21 protein-coding genes are annotated in these 17,708 nt (G+C 44.4%); 4 read left to right on the top strand and 17 right to left on the bottom strand.

Features of this window, described 5'->3' with window-relative positions:
* Positions 1–88: 88 nt before the first annotated feature.
* Entirely contained in the window at positions 89–496 is a 408-nt protein-coding gene (locus AC3CHU_RS00550) for a flagellar basal body-associated protein FliL (protein ID WP_004736708.1), read from the top strand.
* Positions 497–582: 86 nt separating this feature from the next.
* Here the strand turns inward: AC3CHU_RS00550 and glpG are convergent, their stop codons facing one another.
* The 6 genes from glpG to ftsY all read right to left on the bottom strand — a co-directional run bounded on the left by glpG (position 583) and on the right by ftsY (position 6,229).
* Positions 583–1,428, bottom strand: coding sequence for a rhomboid family intramembrane serine protease GlpG (gene glpG, locus AC3CHU_RS00545; RefSeq protein ID WP_017079821.1), 846 nt, complete (start codon positions 1,426–1,428; stop codon positions 583–585).
* Positions 1,429–1,486: 58 nt separating this feature from the next.
* Complete coding sequence (gene glpE, locus AC3CHU_RS00540) at positions 1,487–1,807, bottom strand: thiosulfate sulfurtransferase GlpE (RefSeq protein ID WP_004736711.1); 321 nt, start codon at positions 1,805–1,807, stop codon at positions 1,487–1,489.
* 429 nt (positions 1,808–2,236) lie between these two features.
* Positions 2,237–3,094 carry an RNA polymerase sigma factor RpoH gene (rpoH, locus tag AC3CHU_RS00535; RefSeq protein ID WP_026012297.1) on the bottom strand — a complete coding sequence of 286 codons (858 nt, stop codon included), beginning with the start codon at positions 3,092–3,094 and terminating at the stop codon, positions 2,237–2,239.
* A 177-nt stretch (positions 3,095–3,271) separates the two neighbouring features.
* Entirely contained in the window at positions 3,272–4,240 is a 969-nt protein-coding gene (ftsX, locus tag AC3CHU_RS00530) for a permease-like cell division protein FtsX (protein WP_488524936.1), read from the bottom strand.
* Positions 4,227–4,904: a cell division ATP-binding protein FtsE gene (gene ftsE, locus AC3CHU_RS00525; protein WP_004736585.1), complete on the bottom strand. Its 678-nt coding sequence runs from the start codon at positions 4,902–4,904 to the stop codon at positions 4,227–4,229. Before ftsE ends, ftsX begins: the two co-directional genes overlap by 14 nt.
* A 77-nt stretch (positions 4,905–4,981) precedes the next feature.
* Complete coding sequence (gene ftsY / locus AC3CHU_RS00520; RefSeq protein WP_237291232.1) at positions 4,982–6,229, bottom strand: signal recognition particle-docking protein FtsY; 1,248 nt, start codon at positions 6,227–6,229, stop codon at positions 4,982–4,984.
* A gap of 230 nt (positions 6,230–6,459) precedes the next feature.
* On the opposite strand from ftsY, the gene rsmD reads away from it, so the two are divergent.
* Both rsmD and AC3CHU_RS00510 read left to right on the top strand, forming a co-directional pair.
* On the top strand, positions 6,460–7,062 hold the full coding sequence (gene rsmD, locus AC3CHU_RS00515) for a 16S rRNA (guanine(966)-N(2))-methyltransferase RsmD (protein ID WP_016796095.1): 603 nt from the start codon (positions 6,460–6,462) through the stop codon (positions 7,060–7,062).
* Between the two features lie 10 nt (positions 7,063–7,072).
* Positions 7,073–7,339 carry a DUF1145 domain-containing protein gene (locus AC3CHU_RS00510; protein ID WP_004736590.1) on the top strand — a complete coding sequence of 89 codons (267 nt, stop codon included), beginning with the start codon at positions 7,073–7,075 and terminating at the stop codon, positions 7,337–7,339.
* 73 nt (positions 7,340–7,412) lie between these two features.
* On the opposite strand, the gene AC3CHU_RS00505 is transcribed toward AC3CHU_RS00510, so the two are convergent.
* The 4 genes from AC3CHU_RS00505 to AC3CHU_RS00490 form a co-directional block, all read right to left on the bottom strand.
* Positions 7,413–7,997 carry a YhgN family NAAT transporter gene (locus AC3CHU_RS00505; protein ID WP_009848232.1) on the bottom strand — a complete coding sequence of 195 codons (585 nt, stop codon included), beginning with the start codon at positions 7,995–7,997 and terminating at the stop codon, positions 7,413–7,415.
* A 217-nt stretch (positions 7,998–8,214) separates the two neighbouring features.
* Entirely contained in the window at positions 8,215–8,451 is a 237-nt protein-coding gene (locus AC3CHU_RS00500) for a YecH family metal-binding protein (RefSeq protein ID WP_017063767.1), read from the bottom strand.
* A gap of 90 nt (positions 8,452–8,541) precedes the next feature.
* Complete coding sequence (locus AC3CHU_RS00495) at positions 8,542–9,162, bottom strand: lysoplasmalogenase (protein WP_488524935.1); 621 nt, start codon at positions 9,160–9,162, stop codon at positions 8,542–8,544.
* A gap of 926 nt (positions 9,163–10,088) precedes the next feature.
* Positions 10,089–10,463 carry a DUF4145 domain-containing protein gene (locus tag AC3CHU_RS00490; protein ID WP_488524934.1) on the bottom strand — a complete coding sequence of 125 codons (375 nt, stop codon included), beginning with the start codon at positions 10,461–10,463 and terminating at the stop codon, positions 10,089–10,091.
* 244 nt (positions 10,464–10,707) lie between these two features.
* On the opposite strand from AC3CHU_RS00490, the gene AC3CHU_RS00485 reads away from it, so the two are divergent.
* Positions 10,708–11,037, top strand: a complete 330-nt coding sequence (locus AC3CHU_RS00485; protein WP_004736596.1) for a DUF2500 domain-containing protein — start codon at positions 10,708–10,710, stop codon at positions 11,035–11,037.
* Positions 11,038–11,096: 59 nt separating this feature from the next.
* On the opposite strand, the gene AC3CHU_RS00480 is transcribed toward AC3CHU_RS00485, so the two are convergent.
* The 7 genes from AC3CHU_RS00480 to rhtB all read right to left on the bottom strand — a co-directional run bounded on the left by AC3CHU_RS00480 (position 11,097) and on the right by rhtB (position 17,631).
* Positions 11,097–12,110: an acyltransferase gene (locus AC3CHU_RS00480; protein ID WP_488524933.1), complete on the bottom strand. Its 1,014-nt coding sequence runs from the start codon at positions 12,108–12,110 to the stop codon at positions 11,097–11,099.
* A gap of 169 nt (positions 12,111–12,279) precedes the next feature.
* Entirely contained in the window at positions 12,280–13,500 is a 1,221-nt protein-coding gene (arsJ, locus tag AC3CHU_RS00475) for an organoarsenical effux MFS transporter ArsJ (RefSeq protein WP_065682858.1), read from the bottom strand.
* Between the two features lie 97 nt (positions 13,501–13,597).
* Complete coding sequence (locus AC3CHU_RS00470) at positions 13,598–14,107, bottom strand: cyclin-dependent kinase inhibitor 3 family protein (protein ID WP_488524932.1); 510 nt, start codon at positions 14,105–14,107, stop codon at positions 13,598–13,600.
* Positions 14,108–14,265: 158 nt separating this feature from the next.
* On the bottom strand, positions 14,266–15,267 hold the full coding sequence (locus AC3CHU_RS00465; protein WP_171309422.1) for an ArsJ-associated glyceraldehyde-3-phosphate dehydrogenase: 1,002 nt from the start codon (positions 15,265–15,267) through the stop codon (positions 14,266–14,268).
* 41 nt (positions 15,268–15,308) lie between these two features.
* On the bottom strand, positions 15,309–15,650 hold the full coding sequence (locus AC3CHU_RS00460) for a metalloregulator ArsR/SmtB family transcription factor (RefSeq protein WP_171309423.1): 342 nt from the start codon (positions 15,648–15,650) through the stop codon (positions 15,309–15,311).
* Positions 15,651–15,749: 99 nt separating this feature from the next.
* The gene (locus AC3CHU_RS00455) at positions 15,750–16,970 is read right to left on the bottom strand and encodes an EAL and HDOD domain-containing protein (protein WP_054548349.1); all 1,221 of its coding nucleotides are present in this window, start codon (positions 16,968–16,970) and stop codon (positions 15,750–15,752) included.
* Between the two features lie 43 nt (positions 16,971–17,013).
* Positions 17,014–17,631 carry a homoserine/homoserine lactone efflux protein gene (gene rhtB / locus AC3CHU_RS00450; protein WP_488524931.1) on the bottom strand — a complete coding sequence of 206 codons (618 nt, stop codon included), beginning with the start codon at positions 17,629–17,631 and terminating at the stop codon, positions 17,014–17,016.
* Positions 17,632–17,708: the final 77 nt, after the last annotated feature.

Below are 17,708 nucleotides of genomic sequence, written 5' to 3'. Positions count from 1 at the left end.
TTGTAAACGTATTTAGATTTAGACCGCTCATTGTAACAAGACTAATGCGTTTCGAATATCGCGAATAAACTAAAGAAAAGTCACAAATATGCACAAACGTTATGTAGCCCAAATATTTCTTGCGATTACCCTACTCTTTTCAGCATCAAGTTTCGCTGAAGAGGAATCGGCACCCAAACTAGCCTACTTCACGCTAGAGCCTGACCTGACCACCAATTTTTACACTAAAGGTAAAAAACTGGGCTACATTCAGGTTCGCCTCGATATTATGGTTGCGAATAGTAACGACTTGGCAGCCATTGAGCACCACCAACCACTGATTCGTGATGCTGTGATTGAATTGCTCGGTAAACAAAACGAAGAAACCATTAAGTCTCTATCTGGTCGTGAAGATTTAAGAAAAACCTTAGTTGAACATCTCAACAAGGTATTGCTTCCTGAAACAGGCAAAACCCTCATTGCTGACCTACTGTTTACCAAATACCTTTATCAGTAATAATGATGTAAAAACGAATCCAAATAAAAAAGCGGCTCATCTGGCCGCTTTTTTGTCTCTATTATTTAGCTACTGCCAAAAAGCATCTACTCGCTTCGTGCTGAACTCGGTGCTTTCATAGCATCAATCCAACCAATAATGACACCAGCGGCTAGGCCAGCCAAATGAGCGGTGTTTGCAATGGCCATGAACGGTTGCATGTAACCAAGCACTAGCCACACCAACATAAAGCCGACGATCTGTCTTGGAATGCCTAAGCCAAGCTGAGGGGCTTTTGCACCCACCACCCATAGATAGCCAACCAAGGCATACACAACACCAGACAAACCACCGAAATTCGCCCCTTCAACCCAATACTGCCCAGCACCTGAAAGCGCAGAAGAGACAGCAAAGATCTGAAGTAGCTTGAGGCTACCTAGTTTTTTCTCAATATCCCCACCTAACTGCCACCACCACAAAATATTAAATGCGATATGCATAACAGAGAAGTGCAGAACAGCATGGCTTAACCAACGCCACAATTGCCATTGTTGTCCGTCAACCGCAGGGAAATGTAGGGCGTTGAAAATAGCTTGACCAAAACCGACTTGCTGCAGTGCAAAAATCACCACACACACCAACATCAGGCTGAGTGTCACGGGGCCCGCTTTGGCTTTTATCATGCCCATAAAACTTGGCGTGTGATAATGAAAGTTGCTCTTTCTTGTCTCTGCCATGTCCCAAGATGCTGCTTGATAGCGCTTATGATTGGGTTCCGACAGGAAACGATTGAGCTCGGCCTCGGTTTCAACCTGATATTGACCCTCAAGAAGCCAAAGAGCAAAACGCCCTTCTCCCTCAGGTGACATCTGAATAGGGATCTGACGAGAGGCCATATAATCAATAAACGCTTGAGCAAGACGTGGATTGTCTAACACCATCAATCTAATCATTGTTACTTCCTATTCATGCTATGAGAGATGCTTGAAGCGGTTCAAGTGATAAAGGCTATTAACCCGCGATCACTGGAAGTTCAGCACGATGCCAAGCTTCAAATCCACCATCAACACTATATACCTCTTCAAAGCCTTGGTTCACTAAATATTGTGCCGCACCTTGGCTACTAATACCGTGATAACACATCACTAAGATTGGCTGTTCGAACTCCACCTCATCCATGAACGACACCATGGTATCGTTAGTAAGATGGTAAGCGGTTTTTGAGTGAGCTACCGCAAAAGACTGCGGGTCACGTATATCGACAAGTCGAGCTTCGCCTTGTTCAATAAGGGCTTGAGCACCTTTAACATCAATATGTTTAAACTGGTCCATGACTTTCTCTTTTATACTGATTTACTTTGCTGCCATTGTAACCTATCCCAAGGCTAACAATCACATCCACTTAATAAGGTTATCCACCAGCGATCACTTTTACACCATTTGTGGATAAACCTGTGAATTGCGTGAATAAAGTGCTTTTTTTAAAATGGATCCACAACATGTAGTAATGATCCTGATCTAGCTGTGGGTTAACTGAAACATATCCCCACTCGAAAAACCCCTTCAAAGCCTTACTACACCCTGCTTTTAGACAGCTGACGAATAAACTTCTCACAGAGTTATCCACAAAATCACTTTGCAAATTTCGATCGCAAAAATTGAGAAATCGATCCAAAACAAAAAGGCCGAGATCTCTCGATCTCGGCCTTTTCAAAATTCAGCTATTTGTTAGCTCTACTATTAGATAGAAGCTAGATGCTATTAGAAATCGCCAACGGCTTGTTTCAATTTCTTCATCGCATTCTTTTCTAACTGGCGAACACGCTCTGCAGAAATGCTGTAGGTATCCGCTAAGTCTTGCAGTGTCGACTTATTATCATCTAACCAACGTGAGCGCACAATGTGCTGGCTGCGTTCGTCTAAGCTCTTCAATGCGAGTCCTAGGCGATTGTTGGTGTGTGATTCCCAGTTCGCCGCTTCAACCGTTTCAGCAACGTCTGATGCTTTGTCTTCTAGGTAGTAAACTGGAGCCGTGTAAGCAGAACCCCCGTCATCGTCATCCATCGGGGCTTCAAACGTAGCGTCTTGTGCCGCTAAGCGTGATTCCATCTCACGAACTTCTGAAGGCTCAACACCCAACTCACGTGCAACCGTCTCAACTTCGCCATTATTGAACCAACCTAAACGCTTTTTAGACTTACGAAGGTTAAAGAACAATTTACGTTGTGCTTTCGTTGTTGCGATCTTAACGATACGCCAGTTACGCAAAACGTACTCATGAATCTCAGCTTTGATCCAGTGAACAGCAAAAGAGACTAGACGAACACCAACTTCTGGATTGAAGCGCTTAACAGCCTTCATCAAGCCGATGTTACCTTCTTGGACGAGATCAGCCATTGGTAGCCCGTAGCCAGAGTAGCCTCTTGCAACGTGCACCACGAATCTTAGGTGGGAAAGGATCAAGCCTTTCGCAGCGTCGATCTCACCTTTGTAATGTAATCGCTCTGCAAGTCCACGTTCCTCTTCAGGAGTCAGCATAGGGTAGCTGTTCGCTGAGCGGATATAGCTATCTAAACTATCTTGTGTGACTAAAGCCATTTGATACGCTTGGTTTGCCATTCGGTTCCTCATCAATCTCTGATCTGGAGTAATACATCTATTAAAACCCGACAATCTTGAACCTAAAATGAACAGGTTTCAAGGAGGGGGAAGTAATTATGCATAATCAATTCGTCTATACAAGGCAAAAACTGGTTAAGAACTGCCTATTTTTCGTATAAATATGACTCTATTCACCTAAACTGGTTCAATTTCTTTTAGGTGACGCTGTGCAGAAAGCTTCGCAGCCACACTACCAAGCAGGGTTCCGACGATCAAAAGTAATAAAGACTCATCCCAACTCAGGCCAATTAAGCGGAAATGGCTATCATAAAGCTGAGCCAAATCATCCACTGCACTGTTGAGCAATACGGTAATCAATGCCGTCATAACCCAAGCACTAATCGAACCTAAAACGCCAAACCACATCCCAGCATAAAGGTATGGTCGAAGAATGTAGCTGTCGGTAGCACCAATCAGCTTCATGGTTTGAATCTCGTCTTTATGCGCCAACACATTAAAGCGTAATGTATTACCAATAATCAAAAATACCGCGCCCAACATCAATACCGTTAGAGTAATAACGATGACCGCTGCTAATGCTTTGATCGCATCTAATCGAGCTAACCAATCTTCGTCTAAACGAACATCGGTCACTAGCTCTTGCTTTTTAACCTTGCTTGCTAATTCTTTGATTAAGACATCACTGTGCACGCTTGGCGTAATCACCAACACACCTGGCAATGAATAATCATCTAGGATAGTCAGGGCATCTTCAAAACCAGAATACTGGCTAAGGTCTTCAAGCCCTTGTTGCGGTGAAATGTATTCCACCAGCTCGACTTGATCCCAACTTTCAATTTCATCCTTAAGCACCATTACTCTCGGCTCAGGAATACCATCCTCTACATAAGCACTTATTTGTGACGGGCTGGTGACATCTTGAGCCACTTCACCAACGTTCTTACCCAGTAGGTACAAACAAGCTGGCATCGCCAAAGCCATTGAGATCACCGCAAGGGTCAACAAGTTGCCCAACGGACGTTGCCACATTTGCGAGAACGATGACTTAGCTTGTTTCCAATGAACAACAAAGAAGCCGTCGCTTGAAGCCCGGTTTGCTGCTCGATTGGATTGAGGTTTCTTGATGCGCTTATTCGCGGCCATAGTCTTCAACCTCACTCAAAAAGCCTTGGTTTAATTCAAGATGACGGTACTGAGGGCGAGTGTTCACTAACCCGATATCGTGCGTCGCTAGGATGATCGTGACACCTGCGCGGTTGAATTCTTCAAACAAACGTAATACACGGTTAGATAATTCAGGATCGAGGTTACCGGTCGGCTCATCCGCTAAAAGCAGAGTTGGACGGTTAACCACAGCGCGAGCGATACCCACGCGTTGCTGCTCACCACCAGAAAGCTGGCTTGGCAAACAACGGGCTTTGTCTAGTAAGCCGGTTTTATCCAACGCAGCGCTGACTCGGCGTTTTATTTCATTTTCAGAAATAGATTCAATACGCATAGGCAGTGCGACGTTATCAAAGATAGAGCGATCCATCAGTAGGCGATGGTCTTGAAAGACAATCCCGATGTTACGACGTAAGAAGGGAATGTCTTTAGCTGGAATACGAGTGATATCGTGATCGTTAAACCAAACACGTCCGTCAGTTGGACGCTCGATGGCGCAGATCAACTTCAGCAAGGTACTTTTACCAGCGCCAGAGTGCCCACCCAAAAAAGCCATCTCTCCACGTTTAAGGTGAAAGTCCACTTTTTGGAGCGCTTGTCGTCCGCCTCGGTAGGCTTTGCTCACTTGCTGAAATTTGATCACCGAAAATTCCTCTTACGATCACTCATATCAAATTTAAAACGGTAGCAGGTTAAGGATAAACCACTTTGCTACTCGCGTTACTCTTCGCGGCTAAATAGTGCTTCAATAAAGTCTTTAGACTCAAATGGACGCAGGTCATCAATGCCTTCACCCACACCAATGTAGCGGATTGGAATCTGGAACTGGTCAGCAATTGAGAAAATCACGCCGCCTTTCGCCGTACCATCTAGCTTAGTGAGCGTAATACCCGTTACTGGTGCCACGTCACTGAACAGCTTCGCTTGGCTGATAGCATTCTGACCGGTACCTGCATCGAGCGTTAACATGATTTCGTGCGGTGCAGAGTCATCAATCTTCTTCATTACACGAACAATCTTACGCAGCTCTTCCATCAAGTTGCTCTTGTTCTGCAAACGACCTGCAGTATCAGCAATAACAACATCAACACCACGCGCTTTCGCCGCTTCAATGGCATCGTAGATAACAGACGCGCTATCGGCACCTGTGTGCTGAGCGATCACAGGAACATTATTACGTTGGCCCCAAACCTGAAGTTGTTCAACCGCTGCCGCACGGAAGGTATCACCCGCCGCCAACATCACTTTCTTGCCTTCACTTTGGAATTGTTTAGCCAGCTTACCGATGGTGGTTGTCTTACCAACACCGTTCACACCAACCATTAAAATAACGTAAGGTGTTTTAGTCGTATCAACAACCAGTGGCTGTTCCACTTGGCTTAAGATATCTGCCATCTCTTCTTTGAGCAGACCATATAGAGCTTCACCGTCTTTTAGGTCATTGCGAGATGCTTTTTCTGTCAGATTTTCAATGATCTTAACGGTGGTATTCATACCCACGTCTGCAATCAGAAGTTGCTCTTCTAGTTCTTCAAACAGGTCTTCATCGATTTGTTTACCCTTGAACAAGCCAAAGAAGCCAGCACCGATGTTTGCTTTAGTACGGCTAAGGCTACGCTTAAGGCGCGCAAAGAAGCTTTCTGTCGGCTTATCTTGAACTTCTTCAACCTGAGCTTGAGGAACAGCAACTTCTTCCTGTTCTGCTTCTGCTTCTGCTTCTGCTTCTGCTACGACAGGCTGCTGCTCTTGCTGAATCTCTTCAAGCGCTTGCTCTGAATCAACTGGCTTAGATTCAACTGGCGTAGTTACCTCTAGTTCAGACTCGGCTTGTTCAACCTCGACTTGTGATTCAACTTCAGTTTGATCTTCAACGTTTTCTACGTTCGCTTCATTCTGAGTTTTTGGGCTTTGTTCTTCGTCACCAAAACCAAGCCACGATAATAATCCGCGCTTCTTTTTTTCCGTCATCAGAGGAGTTTCCTAGATCTACTAATTAGCTGTATTGACTTAATACACGTCGACTCTTTGCTATTGTTATACAATACAAGCTTGTACAAACGAATAGTAAAGAAAAATGACAAAGCAGTGATAAGTTTGCTTTTAGCTTGATACACTTTGTCATTGCAAATTTATTTAATACTCGAACCCACTTAAATTGGGCTCGGTATAGTATCACTTTATTAGCGGTCAAAAAATCTATGGTAAGACGTCGCCAGCAAAACACATCACAAAAAAAGCCATCCGGAGGCTTTGTTCGAATTATTAGTGGCTCATGGAGAGGTAGAAAGCTGCCTGTTCATGATTTAGAAGGATTACGCCCAACCATTGACCGAGTAAAAGAGACACTCTTTAACTGGGTGGCTCAAGATATCCCACATTCAACTTGCTTGGATGTATTTGCCGGTTCTGGCGGTCTAGGTTTTGAAGCAGCTTCTCGCCAAGCAAAAATGGTGACACTGCTCGAAATGAATCAAAAGGCAGCCAAACAGCTTTCTGATAACGCGAAAGAGCTCAAAGCAGACAACATCAGTGTCGTGAATACTGATGCTATCTCTTTCCTTAAGAAGCCAGGTACTCCTTACGATATGGTTTTCCTAGATCCACCATTTCGTAAAGGCTTACTTGCAGAAACTGTACAACTGCTTGAGAGCAATGGCTGGTTGGCAGACAACGCCATCATTTACGTAGAGACAGAAAAAGAGCTGCAGCTTGAGGCTATGCCAGAAAACTGGGAATTACATCGCGATAAGACCACTGGCCAGTCTAGCTACCGACTGTTTAATCGAACCACTGAAGAATAGGAGTTATTGAATGAAGTTCTTACTTCCACTAGCAAAAGTAGCCATCGCCTTTGTTTGGTTTATCTTAATCGTAAATATTTTCTACCCATTCCCAGGTAATGCTGCGATTGCGCTTTATATCATGACAGCATTCTTGTTCTTCATGCACGGCCTGCAGATGCTGATTTTCATCGGTGCTTTTGGCGATAAGATCGAAATGTCACGTTGGGAGAAGTGGTCAATATTGATTTTCGGAGTCTTTGCCCTCCTCGATATCCGACGTAAACACATGATGTAATAAAACTTAAGCTCAGATACAAAAGCGCCGCTCATTTGAGCGGCGTTTTTTTTATTCATCGTTGATACTGATGTTACCCCATGTAGCCCTTTACGCCATCTAGGAACATTTGCGTCGACAGCATAACCAGTAACAAGCCCATCAAGCGTTCGATGGCTTTAAGGCCTCGCTCACCTAGCACTCGCAGGAAGAAACCATTAAACATCAGAATAAAGAAGGTCGCGCCCCAAGCCAGCATCACTGCGCCTGAAAGCTCTAACATGTTGTCAGGGTGCTGTGTCGACAACAGAATCAATGCCGCAATCACTGACGGGCCTGCAATCATAGGGATCGCCATCGGCACAATAAATGGTTCTTCACCCGCCGCGAGGCCGGTAATACTGCCTGCACTTGGGAAAATCATCTTAATCGCGATGATGAACAGAATAATACCGCCAGAGATACTCAAGGTTTCAGGTTGCACGTGCAAGAAGTTCATAATGCTTTGGCCAGCAAACAAGAACAACAGCAGGATAATCAGCGCAAACATCAGTTCACGAACAAGAACAATACGGCGACGTTTCGGATCAATATGCTTAAGGATAGAGAGCACGATTGGTAGATTGCCAAGCGGATCCATAATAAGAAACAGCATGGTTGCTGCAGATAAAATTTCCATAAGTTTGTCTCGAAAAGCGTAAGTGCGCGGAGTATAGCAGCCTCAACATTGATTTTCGAACGCAGTAATAAAAGGATTAATTTACGTAATTAGAAGGGAATTTTGCGAGAGCAGATAGAAAGCTAGAAGATATAATTTAAAGAGTGGAGCCGAAACATCGCATCCACTCTTCTTATATAAAAGTCAAAGGGCTCAAAGAACCAGTTGTTACTCGAGATTAGTGGTTACACACGCGTTCGCGATTGGTGCAAAGTTTGTCATCAACAACTACGACCTTTTCCATCTTGAGGAAAAATTTCAGCAGGCCTTCCAAATCCAGACCATTTAGCTTACACGTATGGAAGCGAGCTTCTGCGCCGTAAGTTTGAGCGAGTTCTTGCGTCAACTCTTCACGGGTCAGGGGCTTTTCACTCAGTAGGTTTAAAACATTGTGTGCATGAATTTCGGTAGTCATAACTCTATCTCATGTTTAATGAAGTAGACGTAGAGTACCTACTTTCATCTGAGCTGCCTTGATGTAGCTCAGAATTAAGCTAGCTCTACCCTAAATGGTAAGGGAAGCAACAATGAGAGCGTGTGCGAGAAAGTAACTGCCCGTCACCCAAAAATAGGCACCTTTGATTGGGCTACGATAGAAATTTAGCGCATACGCCAGTGCCGAAAGTAGTAACACGCTACAGCCAGCAAAACCAACCGCATGTGACAATTGAGGCTCAAGCAACCAGAGCTCACCAGAAGCCCATGCAAGCTGAATAAGCACGATACCCATGATGACCACAGGAAAGACGAGTTTGTCTAAGCGAGGCAGAAGTAAGAAGAAAGCAACGACACAAGCCGCTAATAGGAGCGCGAACAACCACCAGACCATTTCTCCTGATAGCTGTAACCAAAATGCTTTGCTGTAACAGAGCTGAGCCAATAAGAAGCACACAAAATGCAAAGGACGCTTTTGAGTCACCGTATGAAGGACATCTGCGATTGCAGAGATCGCCAACCCAGCGACTATCCAATAGGTAAAGTCAGAAACGACAGATTGAGTTAAAGCAATGGTCGCCAATAATACAAAGGTAAATACCTTATACGACAAGGCCTGACCGATATGTCCATGTTTCGTTCCTGCTATTGCTCCGATACCAGATAAGGAAACCGCCAACCAACTCCACATACCATTTGCCCCATTGCTTTAAATCGTCGCCAGTCTAGGCACACGAGTGTTGATGTAAAGCCTCAGCCCCTCAAAATTGGATCTTGATTACGCTTCCACTAAAAAGAGCCTCTTTAGATTGAAGTCGTAACAATTACTATGATGACTATGGCTATTCTTTTAAAACTAGAGCGATTCATCGACAAACTTATTTAAATTGGCATTAGAGCGTCCAGACTTGAATTTTAGTCACTTCTAACCTATAGACTCCTTATAAAACCCCCATATATCATCAAATACCACACTTGAAAATTTAAAAACACTGAAATTAAGATCAATTATAACAATAACTTAAACAAACAAATCCAGAATTAATAGGGGAATGAAAACACCACATTACTCTAGACTTACAAAGTCAGTGGCTTGCTTTCTTAAAACCCAACTTTGTCAGGTTTTTTCAAGTCCTCTGTAAAAATCCCTACAAAAACCAATCCGAAAAATTTAAAACAGAACAAAATCAAAGCCAGAAACCACCAACCCCTATTAATACAGTTTAACAACCTTTAACAATATAAATTGCACAAAATGACCATTGTAAAACAACAACTTAAATCAAAAATGGATAAACATGAAGCACAACGTATAAAATAAGAACACACCAAAACACACAGTTAAACACACCCAAACAAGCCAAAAACCAATAGTTTTCTACTACTTTTAAAGCTTTCGAAAGTAATTCTTGATCTAAACCTATAAGTAGTGCTATTCTTTAAAACATAGCGAGAGACAACCAAATTTAGGAGTAGTGTTATGATTTCATCTTCGCAAAGACAAGGACTTGTAATGATCGCGGTAGTTGTAGGTCTAATGACACTACCGATGATGTACTAAGCAAGTTACAAATAAAAAAAGGGACGCCATGAGCGTCCCTTTTTTGTTCAATTTTTTCACTTCGAAAACAGATGCAGTGTTAGCACATCCCAGTTCGCATAATAGAAACCCGCGGCTGCTAAAGTCATTGCCATCATCAGTAACATCGCAACTCGCCAGATAAAACGACCACTACGTGGAGTCAGCTCCTTCTCACAGTCGTTACACATCATGATGAACTTATGTTGGTCTTCCAACTTAGCCTCATGTTCATTGACTACCTTATTACGACACGTCGCGATATAACGCAGCTTACTCACCATATCGTGCGGTAGCCTTTCTTCACAGCTTGTTACAAGCTCATGCAATCCTTCGCCTTCGGCATGATATTGAAGCCTCAATAACTTCTCTATATTGCGAGTTCTTGTCACCACTTTTTCAATATCGGTCATCTTGGCCCTCCCACTCCACACTATAATTCTAGTCGAGCATTCCCTTATTTTTATACAAATTTACTGATATTTACGTGAGAAAGAGACAATAAATAACAATGCTTTATCCCAAACAAGCCACTAAATGTGATGTCTGCCGAAAAATAATCAGCTTGGCTTACAACAGTTCACGAATAACAGCTTTAAACACATATCCCTATTGCTTGAAAGACTAGAATAACCATCACGACTACATGGAGGTTATATGCCTAATTCACTCTTTTTTGCCATCTTTGCACTTGCTGGTCTAGCGGCTTGGGTATTTATTGGTTTCTATCGAAAACACTCGCAAGGTGAAAATGCGCCAGAAAAGAAAGTGAATGTCACGGTATTAGACAAACAATCCATCGACCTTCCTGATGCAGAACCAGGCCAAGAAGATCAAGAGTACTGGATTTACGTTCAACGTGGTGTCGTTGGTCCAAAACGAGAATTCCAAGTCGGCATCCACTACTTCCACGCCCTTAACCCTGGCGACAAAGGAACCTTAACCTACCAAGGCGATAAGTTCTTACACTTTGCGTTGAAGCGCTAACCCTAGCCGCCTCAACTGTCTCTTCTAAGCAACCCATCAAAAAGCCTTAGCCCCTACCGCTAAGGCAATAACCAACGCGTTCTCTCTGACTTTGAGACCAAACAGCTCATCCATAACGCGCCAGCTCCGCTGATCACAATCCATAATGGAATAACCCAAGCAGGGTGTCCTTGGTACCAACCGAACTCTTTCATTGGCCACAAGAAAATCGGGTGCAGCAGATAAATACCTAAGCTGTGTTTACTGATAAAACCAACCACTTGATTGATCTTCTCAGACAAGCCTTCACCATAATAACGACATACCATGAACACCATGCTCGCTGCTAATACGGTATTCAACGTTTTGTAAGATAGCCAGCGCCCTACCGTGTACTCTTCTGCCACCAAGCTTGCATCAACCACCATGTAAACCGTGGTCAGTAACGCTAACCCACCAAGTAACACACTCACGCCGACGGTCATCTTGTTAAGTGGCACAATCTTATACAGCAAGTAACCCAATGGTAAGTAGCCGGTGTACAACCACAATTCATGGCTCCAAGGGCCATCGATTTTCAATAAGAACAATAACGTAGTGAACAACCATACCGCCGTAAAGGCATAGACCGATCTATCACCGTACTTTCTGACCATGATCTGTAAAAAAGGAATCACAAAGTAGAGTGGGATAAAGTAATAAAAGAAGCCAAGGTGATAGTAGGTATAGTGATGATAGCTATTGAGTAGCACATCCCAACTAACTTCAGCATCAAAGCCCATCGCAGACCAACCCGATAGGTAGGTATAGAACAGCGACCAGACAATGAAAGGGATCAGCACCTTACCCAGACGACGCTTGAGGTAGTACTTAGCGTCAAACGGGCGCTGATCACTCAGCATCAGAGCACCAGTAATCAAGATGAACACCGGCACCGCCCAACGACTGAAACCGTTCACCGTAATGGCGGTCAGCCACTCACCGAAAGGAATGGTGCCTAATTCATTCCGATAAGGCGCCAAAACATGAATCGCGATAACTGCTATGGCCGCGACACATCGTGCTAAATCAAAAAAGAGAATTCGCTGCTTCATGTAAATACCTGATTAATATTCAATCATTCTACTATAGCAATAAAAAAGCTGACCGGAATAAATACCAAGTCAGCTTACTGTTAAAGGAGAGGCTTATCGCGAATTTAGCTCGTGCGGCTTAAGCTTATGCGACTTTCACTCTTACAAATGAGGCTCATGCGGTTGAAGCTTATGCCGCTGAGATTTGCGGCACTTTAGGTAAACGCAGAGAGATCACCGTCGTTATCGCTAAGAACGCAAAAGATACCCACAGACACGCAGACAAACCGGCCATTTGGAATACCAACCCTGACAGGATAGTGCCAATCAAACGGCCCATTGCATTTGCCATGTAATAGAAACCGACATCAAGAGAAACGCCATCGCCTTTCGCATAACTCACAATAAGGTATGAGTGCAGCGATGAATTCACCGCAAAGATGGCACCAAACACCATCAAGCCACCGATAATAACGAACTCGGGTTGCCAGCCAATTTGCACCGCATAGGCAATACCTGCAGTCACGATAGCCAACGCCCCCGCCCATAATAGCGCTGCATGTCCATCAGGCACCTTGCCTTGTGCTTTACCAGTAATCTTAGGTGCAATGCCCTGCACAAAGCCATATGCGATGGTCCAAACCGCTAAGAAGCCACCCACCCATGAGTGATCCCATCCAAACACGCTGCCTAGGTAAATCGGCAAAGCAATCACAAACCACACATCACGAGCACCAAACAGGAACATACGCGCAGCAGATAGGATGTTGATGGATTCAGACTTAGAGAAGATCTGTTTGAATTTAGGTTTAGTTTTCGCTTTACCCATGTCCGCTTCTAAGCTCACCAAGCTGCCGATGAACACTAATGTCAGTACAGCAGCCATCGCAAGCACTGCATATTGGAAACCAATTGTAGAAAGCAGCAAACCACCAATAAAGAACCCAGCACCTTTCAGTGCATTCTTAGATCCGGTCAGAATCGCAATCCACTTATAAAGCGCACCCTGCTGCTCATCCGGAACCAAGGTTTTGATTGAGCTCTTGGCACTCATCTTATTGAGGTCTTTAGCAATACCAGACAACGCCTGCGCCGCCATGACCCAAGGAATAGTCAACATTGCGCTTGGCACCGCGAGCATACCCAAGGCAACAACTTGCATCCCTAAGCCGATGTTCATGGTCTTATTGAGGCCAAGACGCGCCCCTAACCAACCACCGATTAGGTTGGTCACCACACCAAAGAATTCATAGAAAAGGAACAGTGAGGCGATTTCTAGTGAACTGTAGCCAAGGTCGTAAAAATACAGAACCACCAGCATACGAAGTGCACCATCAGTAATGGTGAAGTTCCAGTAGTTGAAAGTCACCAACATATATTGGCGAACGCTCTTACTTAGATTTGAAAACATAACGCTATCTCTGCAATCTAAACAAAAAGAGCTTTTGGATCATGATAAGTTCAACACTCCAGATACCAAAAGCTCCTTGTATTCCAACAATGGCTTATTAGCTGTTCGCTACGCCATTAATGTATTCAACCTGAATGGGCTTAGTGAATGCGCCGGGACGCAGTGCCTGCACCTCTTGAACAATCTTGCTCATGTCCCAGCTCTTCTCTAACAGCAGCTGTGCAGCCAGCAAACCAGTACGGCCAGAACCGCCCATACAGTGCATTGCTACCTTGCCGCCGTTATCAACCACTTGATGCAACGCAGGGCTAGCCGCTTGCCATTTCGCAGCAAAATCAGCACCCGGTGCACAGTCGTCTTCAATTTCGATCTGGAACCATTGCATGCCTAGCGCACGTGTTTTTTCGCCAAGTGCCGCCACGTCTTTGCTTGCAAGCTCATGATCATCAAGTGCTGTCACGATAGCTTCAACGCCTTGTGCTTTCAGTTGCGTTAACGATGCATCTAGGTCAGCGTCTTTAGTACCTGGGCACGGAGTAAGCACTAACGCACCAGTTTCTAGATCTAGTTGCCATGTTGGGTGTACTTGAGAATTCATCATCGTCATCAATCTCTTAAAATTCTTTTGTATATAAACCGATACTCAAAATAATTGGAGTTGCAGCTAGGCAACCAGTAAGTTCAGCCCTATGAGCATAGGGGTTCTATGTGATTAGGGTGAACTTACGCAGTTAACAACGCTTGCAGCTTCAAGTATGAAGAGTATTAAGCTAGGCCAACTGTACGTACTAGCTCTGCCGTACGCGTCGCGTAACCCATCTCGTTATCGTACCAAGCGTAAATCTTAACCATGCGCTTACCTACCAACATCGTTGATAGTGCATCCACGATGGTTGAGCGTTGATCGCCTTTGTAATCGATAGAAACCAGTGGACGCTCTTCAAAGCCAAGGATACCTTTCAGTTCATTCTCAGACGCTTCTTTCAGCATCGCGTTAACTTCTTCTGCTGTGGTGTCTTGCTTCACTTCGAAGATGATGTCGGTCAGAGAAGCATTCGCTAGTGGTACACGAACTGCGTGGCCGTTGATGCGGTTTTCAAGCTCTGGGAAGATCTCAACAATCGCTTTAGCACTGCCCGTTGTGGTCGGAATAAGGCTCATGCCACATGCACGAGCACGACGTAAATCTTTATGGGGCGCATCAAGAATAGTTTGCGTATTGGTTAGATCGTGAATGGTGGTGAAAACTGCATTTTCGATACCCAGCTTCTCGTTGATCACTTTAACCACTGGCGCGAGACAGTTGGTTGTACAAGATGCTGCGGTTACGATTTTATGTACAGCTGGGTCGAAGATATTGTCGTTCACACCGACAACGATGTTTGCAATGCCTTCTTCTTTCACTGGCGCCGATACCACAACGCGCTTCACACCTTGCTCAAGGTATTTATTTAGGAAAGATGCCTTACGGTGAACACCGGTCGCTTCAAGGACAACATCGCAACCAGACCAATCGATCGCATCGATGTCGCGCTCTTGCGTAGTTCTAATGCGTTGACCGTTGATGATCATCTCATCGCCTTCAACCGCGACTTCGTGGTTCCAGCGACCTTGAACCGAATCGAACTCAAGAAGGTGAGCCAATGTCGCGGTGTCGCCAGCCACATCGTTAATCTGTACGAACTCGATTTCCGCCCAATCAAACGCTGCGCGAAGTGCTAAACGGCCGATACGACCAAAACCATTGATACCTACTTTGACTGTCATTTTCTATTCTCTCAGCTCGTGGTGAATCTAAAAATATTAAATTAAACGCAACATTGAGGGCGTGAAGTCATGGCTTCTAAGCACTCAATATCTTGCTGGTATTCAGTTTTCAAACAGTTCGATGCGATAAGGTCGTCAATTAACTTTAGCATCCAACCTGGTAAATCTTGTGACAGGCGGTAAAACACCCACTGCCCCTGGCGAACATCAGTCAAAATGCCGTTTGAACGCAACTGCGCAAGATGGCGTGAAACCTTTGGCTGACTTTCTTGCAATGCCTGAGTCAACTCACCAACCGATAAGCACTCATTGCGAACTATCAACATTAAGCAACGCACTCGCGTTTCATCGGACAGTAATTTAAAAAATTGGTGAGGAAGCATAACTACATACTCATATATGGATATGCATATATGATAGGTGTAAAAAAACGCACGTCAAGGCGTGCGTTATAATTGTCATAAAAGTTTAACGAAGATAAATCAGAGCTGATTGGTTACGTTATGACTCCAGCGTCGAGCTTCGGTGAGCTCAGTTTTAACCTGTTCCACACTCAATCCTAAATGAGCACAGTGCTCATCCATTTGCTGCCAATCGGCATGTTCAAAGCTCTCTTCAAGGGCCAGCAAGGTTCCATATGGCCCTTCTCTACGTAGCAAAGCCACCTTGATACTTTTACACAAAGGCAGTTGCTCAACTAAATTCTCTAACGACAAGTCGAGCAGCGCATCAAGCAACGAGAACAATCCAATCATAAAGGCTTGCTCGGCATGCCCTTCAAATGCCTGATAACGAGACATACGTTGGCAGAACTGAGCTCGCTGAAGCGATAAGCCATATAGCTCTTTTGGCTTTTTATCAGAGACATAAGACGCCACTGCCAACGAGACAAACATTTTCAATTTCTCTTGCCCCAGATAAACCAAAGCCTGGCGGAACGAAGAGATGGTGACCTCAAGGCGAGGTGACATGGTATTCACAAAACGCAGTAACTTATACGATAAGGCGACATCTTTCGCGACGATGCTTTCGACACGTTGGAAGTTGACTTCCGGCTTACACACTTCTTGGAACAGCTCCATCGCAATTACTTGCTCAGGACTAATGTACTTGGTCTTGATGATTTCAGGTTTGCTGAAGAAGTACCCTTGGAAGAACTTAAAACCCGCCTCTTTCGCTTGCTTAAACTCTTGCTCAGTTTCGACTCGTTCAGCCAGAAAGCTAAACTTCTTCCCTTGATGAGCTCTTACCAAATCACACGCTTCATTCAAGCCCATTTGCATGATATCGAGCTTAACAATATGCGTGTATTTAAGGAATCGTTCCCATTCTGGCGTAGAGGTAAAGTCATCTAGGGCAATCATGTACCCCGCTTGATAGAGCTCTTTGACCGCCTCTAACAGCTCATCCGTCGGTTGGCAGGTTTCAAGAATCTCGACCACAACCTTGTCTTTCGGCAAGCCTAAAGGAAGCCGACGAATCAAGCTTTGATGAGGGAAATTAATAAAACAGCGCGAAGATGGAATCGAAGGGTTATGCCCAACCGATAAGAAGTTCTCAACAATCAGACGGTACGTTGCTCGATTAGACTCAATATGCGCTGGGTAGGCATTCCTTTCTCCGTCGCGAAACAACAGCTCATAACCAAGCGTGTTCTTGTTACGGTTTAAGATAGGTTGTCGAGCAACGTAGGTAGCGGTCATTTATCTATAACTCTATTGATTTATCTATAACTGTATTGCTTTACTAAGCTTTAGCGGCAGCAAGCAAGGCACCGCAACCCATGAACATACCACCAAATATTTTATTTATCTTACTCATTATACGATCAGAACGAATAAAACGTCCCATTTGTGAAGCTAATGAGGTGTAGCCCAACATAACAACACTATCAATGAATACTGTTGTAACTCCTAACACTAATAACTGCTGTGCTTGCGGTTGTGTAGGATCGATAAACTGAGGAAACAGAGCCACCAAAAACACGATAGATTTTGGGTTAGTTAGATTGATAAGCACGGCATTTCTAAGCAGCTTACCACTCGATAGCGTTGAGCTTTCTTCTGAAGCCACCAAGCTAGAATTATCACGCCATTTTTGAATACCCAACCAAACAAGGTAAACCACGCCTACCCATTTGATGATGGTGAACGCTAACGCAGATTGAGCCACCAGAGCACCAATACCTGCACCCACCAGCATGATGTGGAATGCAAGACCGAGCTGTAAGCCGGCGATCGACGCAAGTGACTTCTTGGTGCCATAACTTAGCCCATTGCTGATTGAGTTAACGGTACCTGAGCCCGGAGCCAAACTAAACAATATCGCCGTGACGACATAAGCAAGCCAAACATGAGTATCCATTTGCATTTCCTTACTAGTTCTTTAATCTAACAACATTAGTAGCGATAAAGCTCTCACATGCATCAGTTCAGGTAATT

The sequence above is a fragment of the Vibrio sp. QJM3NY_39 genome, from assembly GCF_057785895.1.
The sequence above is the reverse complement of the archived record's forward strand: the minus strand, read 5'-3'. Positions and strand labels throughout refer to the sequence as shown.

Excerpts from the sequence above, each read along its gene's own strand:
- AC3CHU_RS00550 (WP_004736708.1), top strand. The coding sequence starts at position 89 with ATGCACAAACGTTATGTAGCCCAAATATTTCTTGCGATTACCCTACTC.
- glpG (WP_017079821.1), bottom strand. The coding sequence starts at position 1,428 with ATGATTAGATTGATGGTGTTAGACAATCCACGTCTTGCTCAAGCGTTT.
- glpE (WP_004736711.1), bottom strand. The coding sequence starts at position 1,807 with ATGGACCAGTTTAAACATATTGATGTTAAAGGTGCTCAAGCCCTTATT.
- rpoH (WP_026012297.1), bottom strand. The coding sequence starts at position 3,094 with ATGGCAAACCAAGCGTATCAAATGGCTTTAGTCACACAAGATAGTTTA.
- ftsX (WP_488524936.1), bottom strand. The coding sequence starts at position 4,240 with ATGGCCGCGAATAAGCGCATCAAGAAACCTCAATCCAATCGAGCAGCA.
- ftsY (WP_237291232.1), bottom strand. The coding sequence starts at position 6,229 with ATGACGGAAAAAAAGAAGCGCGGATTATTATCGTGGCTTGGTTTTGGT.
- rsmD (WP_016796095.1), top strand. The coding sequence starts at position 6,460 with ATGGTAAGACGTCGCCAGCAAAACACATCACAAAAAAAGCCATCCGGA.
- AC3CHU_RS00510 (WP_004736590.1), top strand. The coding sequence starts at position 7,073 with ATGAAGTTCTTACTTCCACTAGCAAAAGTAGCCATCGCCTTTGTTTGG.
- AC3CHU_RS00505 (WP_009848232.1), bottom strand. The coding sequence starts at position 7,997 with ATGGAAATTTTATCTGCAGCAACCATGCTGTTTCTTATTATGGATCCG.
- AC3CHU_RS00500 (WP_017063767.1), bottom strand. The coding sequence starts at position 8,451 with ATGACTACCGAAATTCATGCACACAATGTTTTAAACCTACTGAGTGAA.
- AC3CHU_RS00495 (WP_488524935.1), bottom strand. The coding sequence starts at position 9,162 with ATGTGGAGTTGGTTGGCGGTTTCCTTATCTGGTATCGGAGCAATAGCA.
- AC3CHU_RS00490 (WP_488524934.1), bottom strand. The coding sequence starts at position 10,463 with ATGACCGATATTGAAAAAGTGGTGACAAGAACTCGCAATATAGAGAAG.
- AC3CHU_RS00485 (WP_004736596.1), top strand. The coding sequence starts at position 10,708 with ATGCCTAATTCACTCTTTTTTGCCATCTTTGCACTTGCTGGTCTAGCG.
- AC3CHU_RS00480 (WP_488524933.1), bottom strand. The coding sequence starts at position 12,110 with ATGAAGCAGCGAATTCTCTTTTTTGATTTAGCACGATGTGTCGCGGCC.
- arsJ (WP_065682858.1), bottom strand. The coding sequence starts at position 13,500 with ATGTTTTCAAATCTAAGTAAGAGCGTTCGCCAATATATGTTGGTGACT.
- AC3CHU_RS00470 (WP_488524932.1), bottom strand. The coding sequence starts at position 14,107 with ATGACGATGATGAATTCTCAAGTACACCCAACATGGCAACTAGATCTA.
- AC3CHU_RS00465 (WP_171309422.1), bottom strand. The coding sequence starts at position 15,267 with ATGACAGTCAAAGTAGGTATCAATGGTTTTGGTCGTATCGGCCGTTTA.
- AC3CHU_RS00460 (WP_171309423.1), bottom strand. The coding sequence starts at position 15,650 with ATGCTTCCTCACCAATTTTTTAAATTACTGTCCGATGAAACGCGAGTG.
- AC3CHU_RS00455 (WP_054548349.1), bottom strand. The coding sequence starts at position 16,970 with ATGACCGCTACCTACGTTGCTCGACAACCTATCTTAAACCGTAACAAG.
- rhtB (WP_488524931.1), bottom strand. The coding sequence starts at position 17,631 with ATGGATACTCATGTTTGGCTTGCTTATGTCGTCACGGCGATATTGTTT.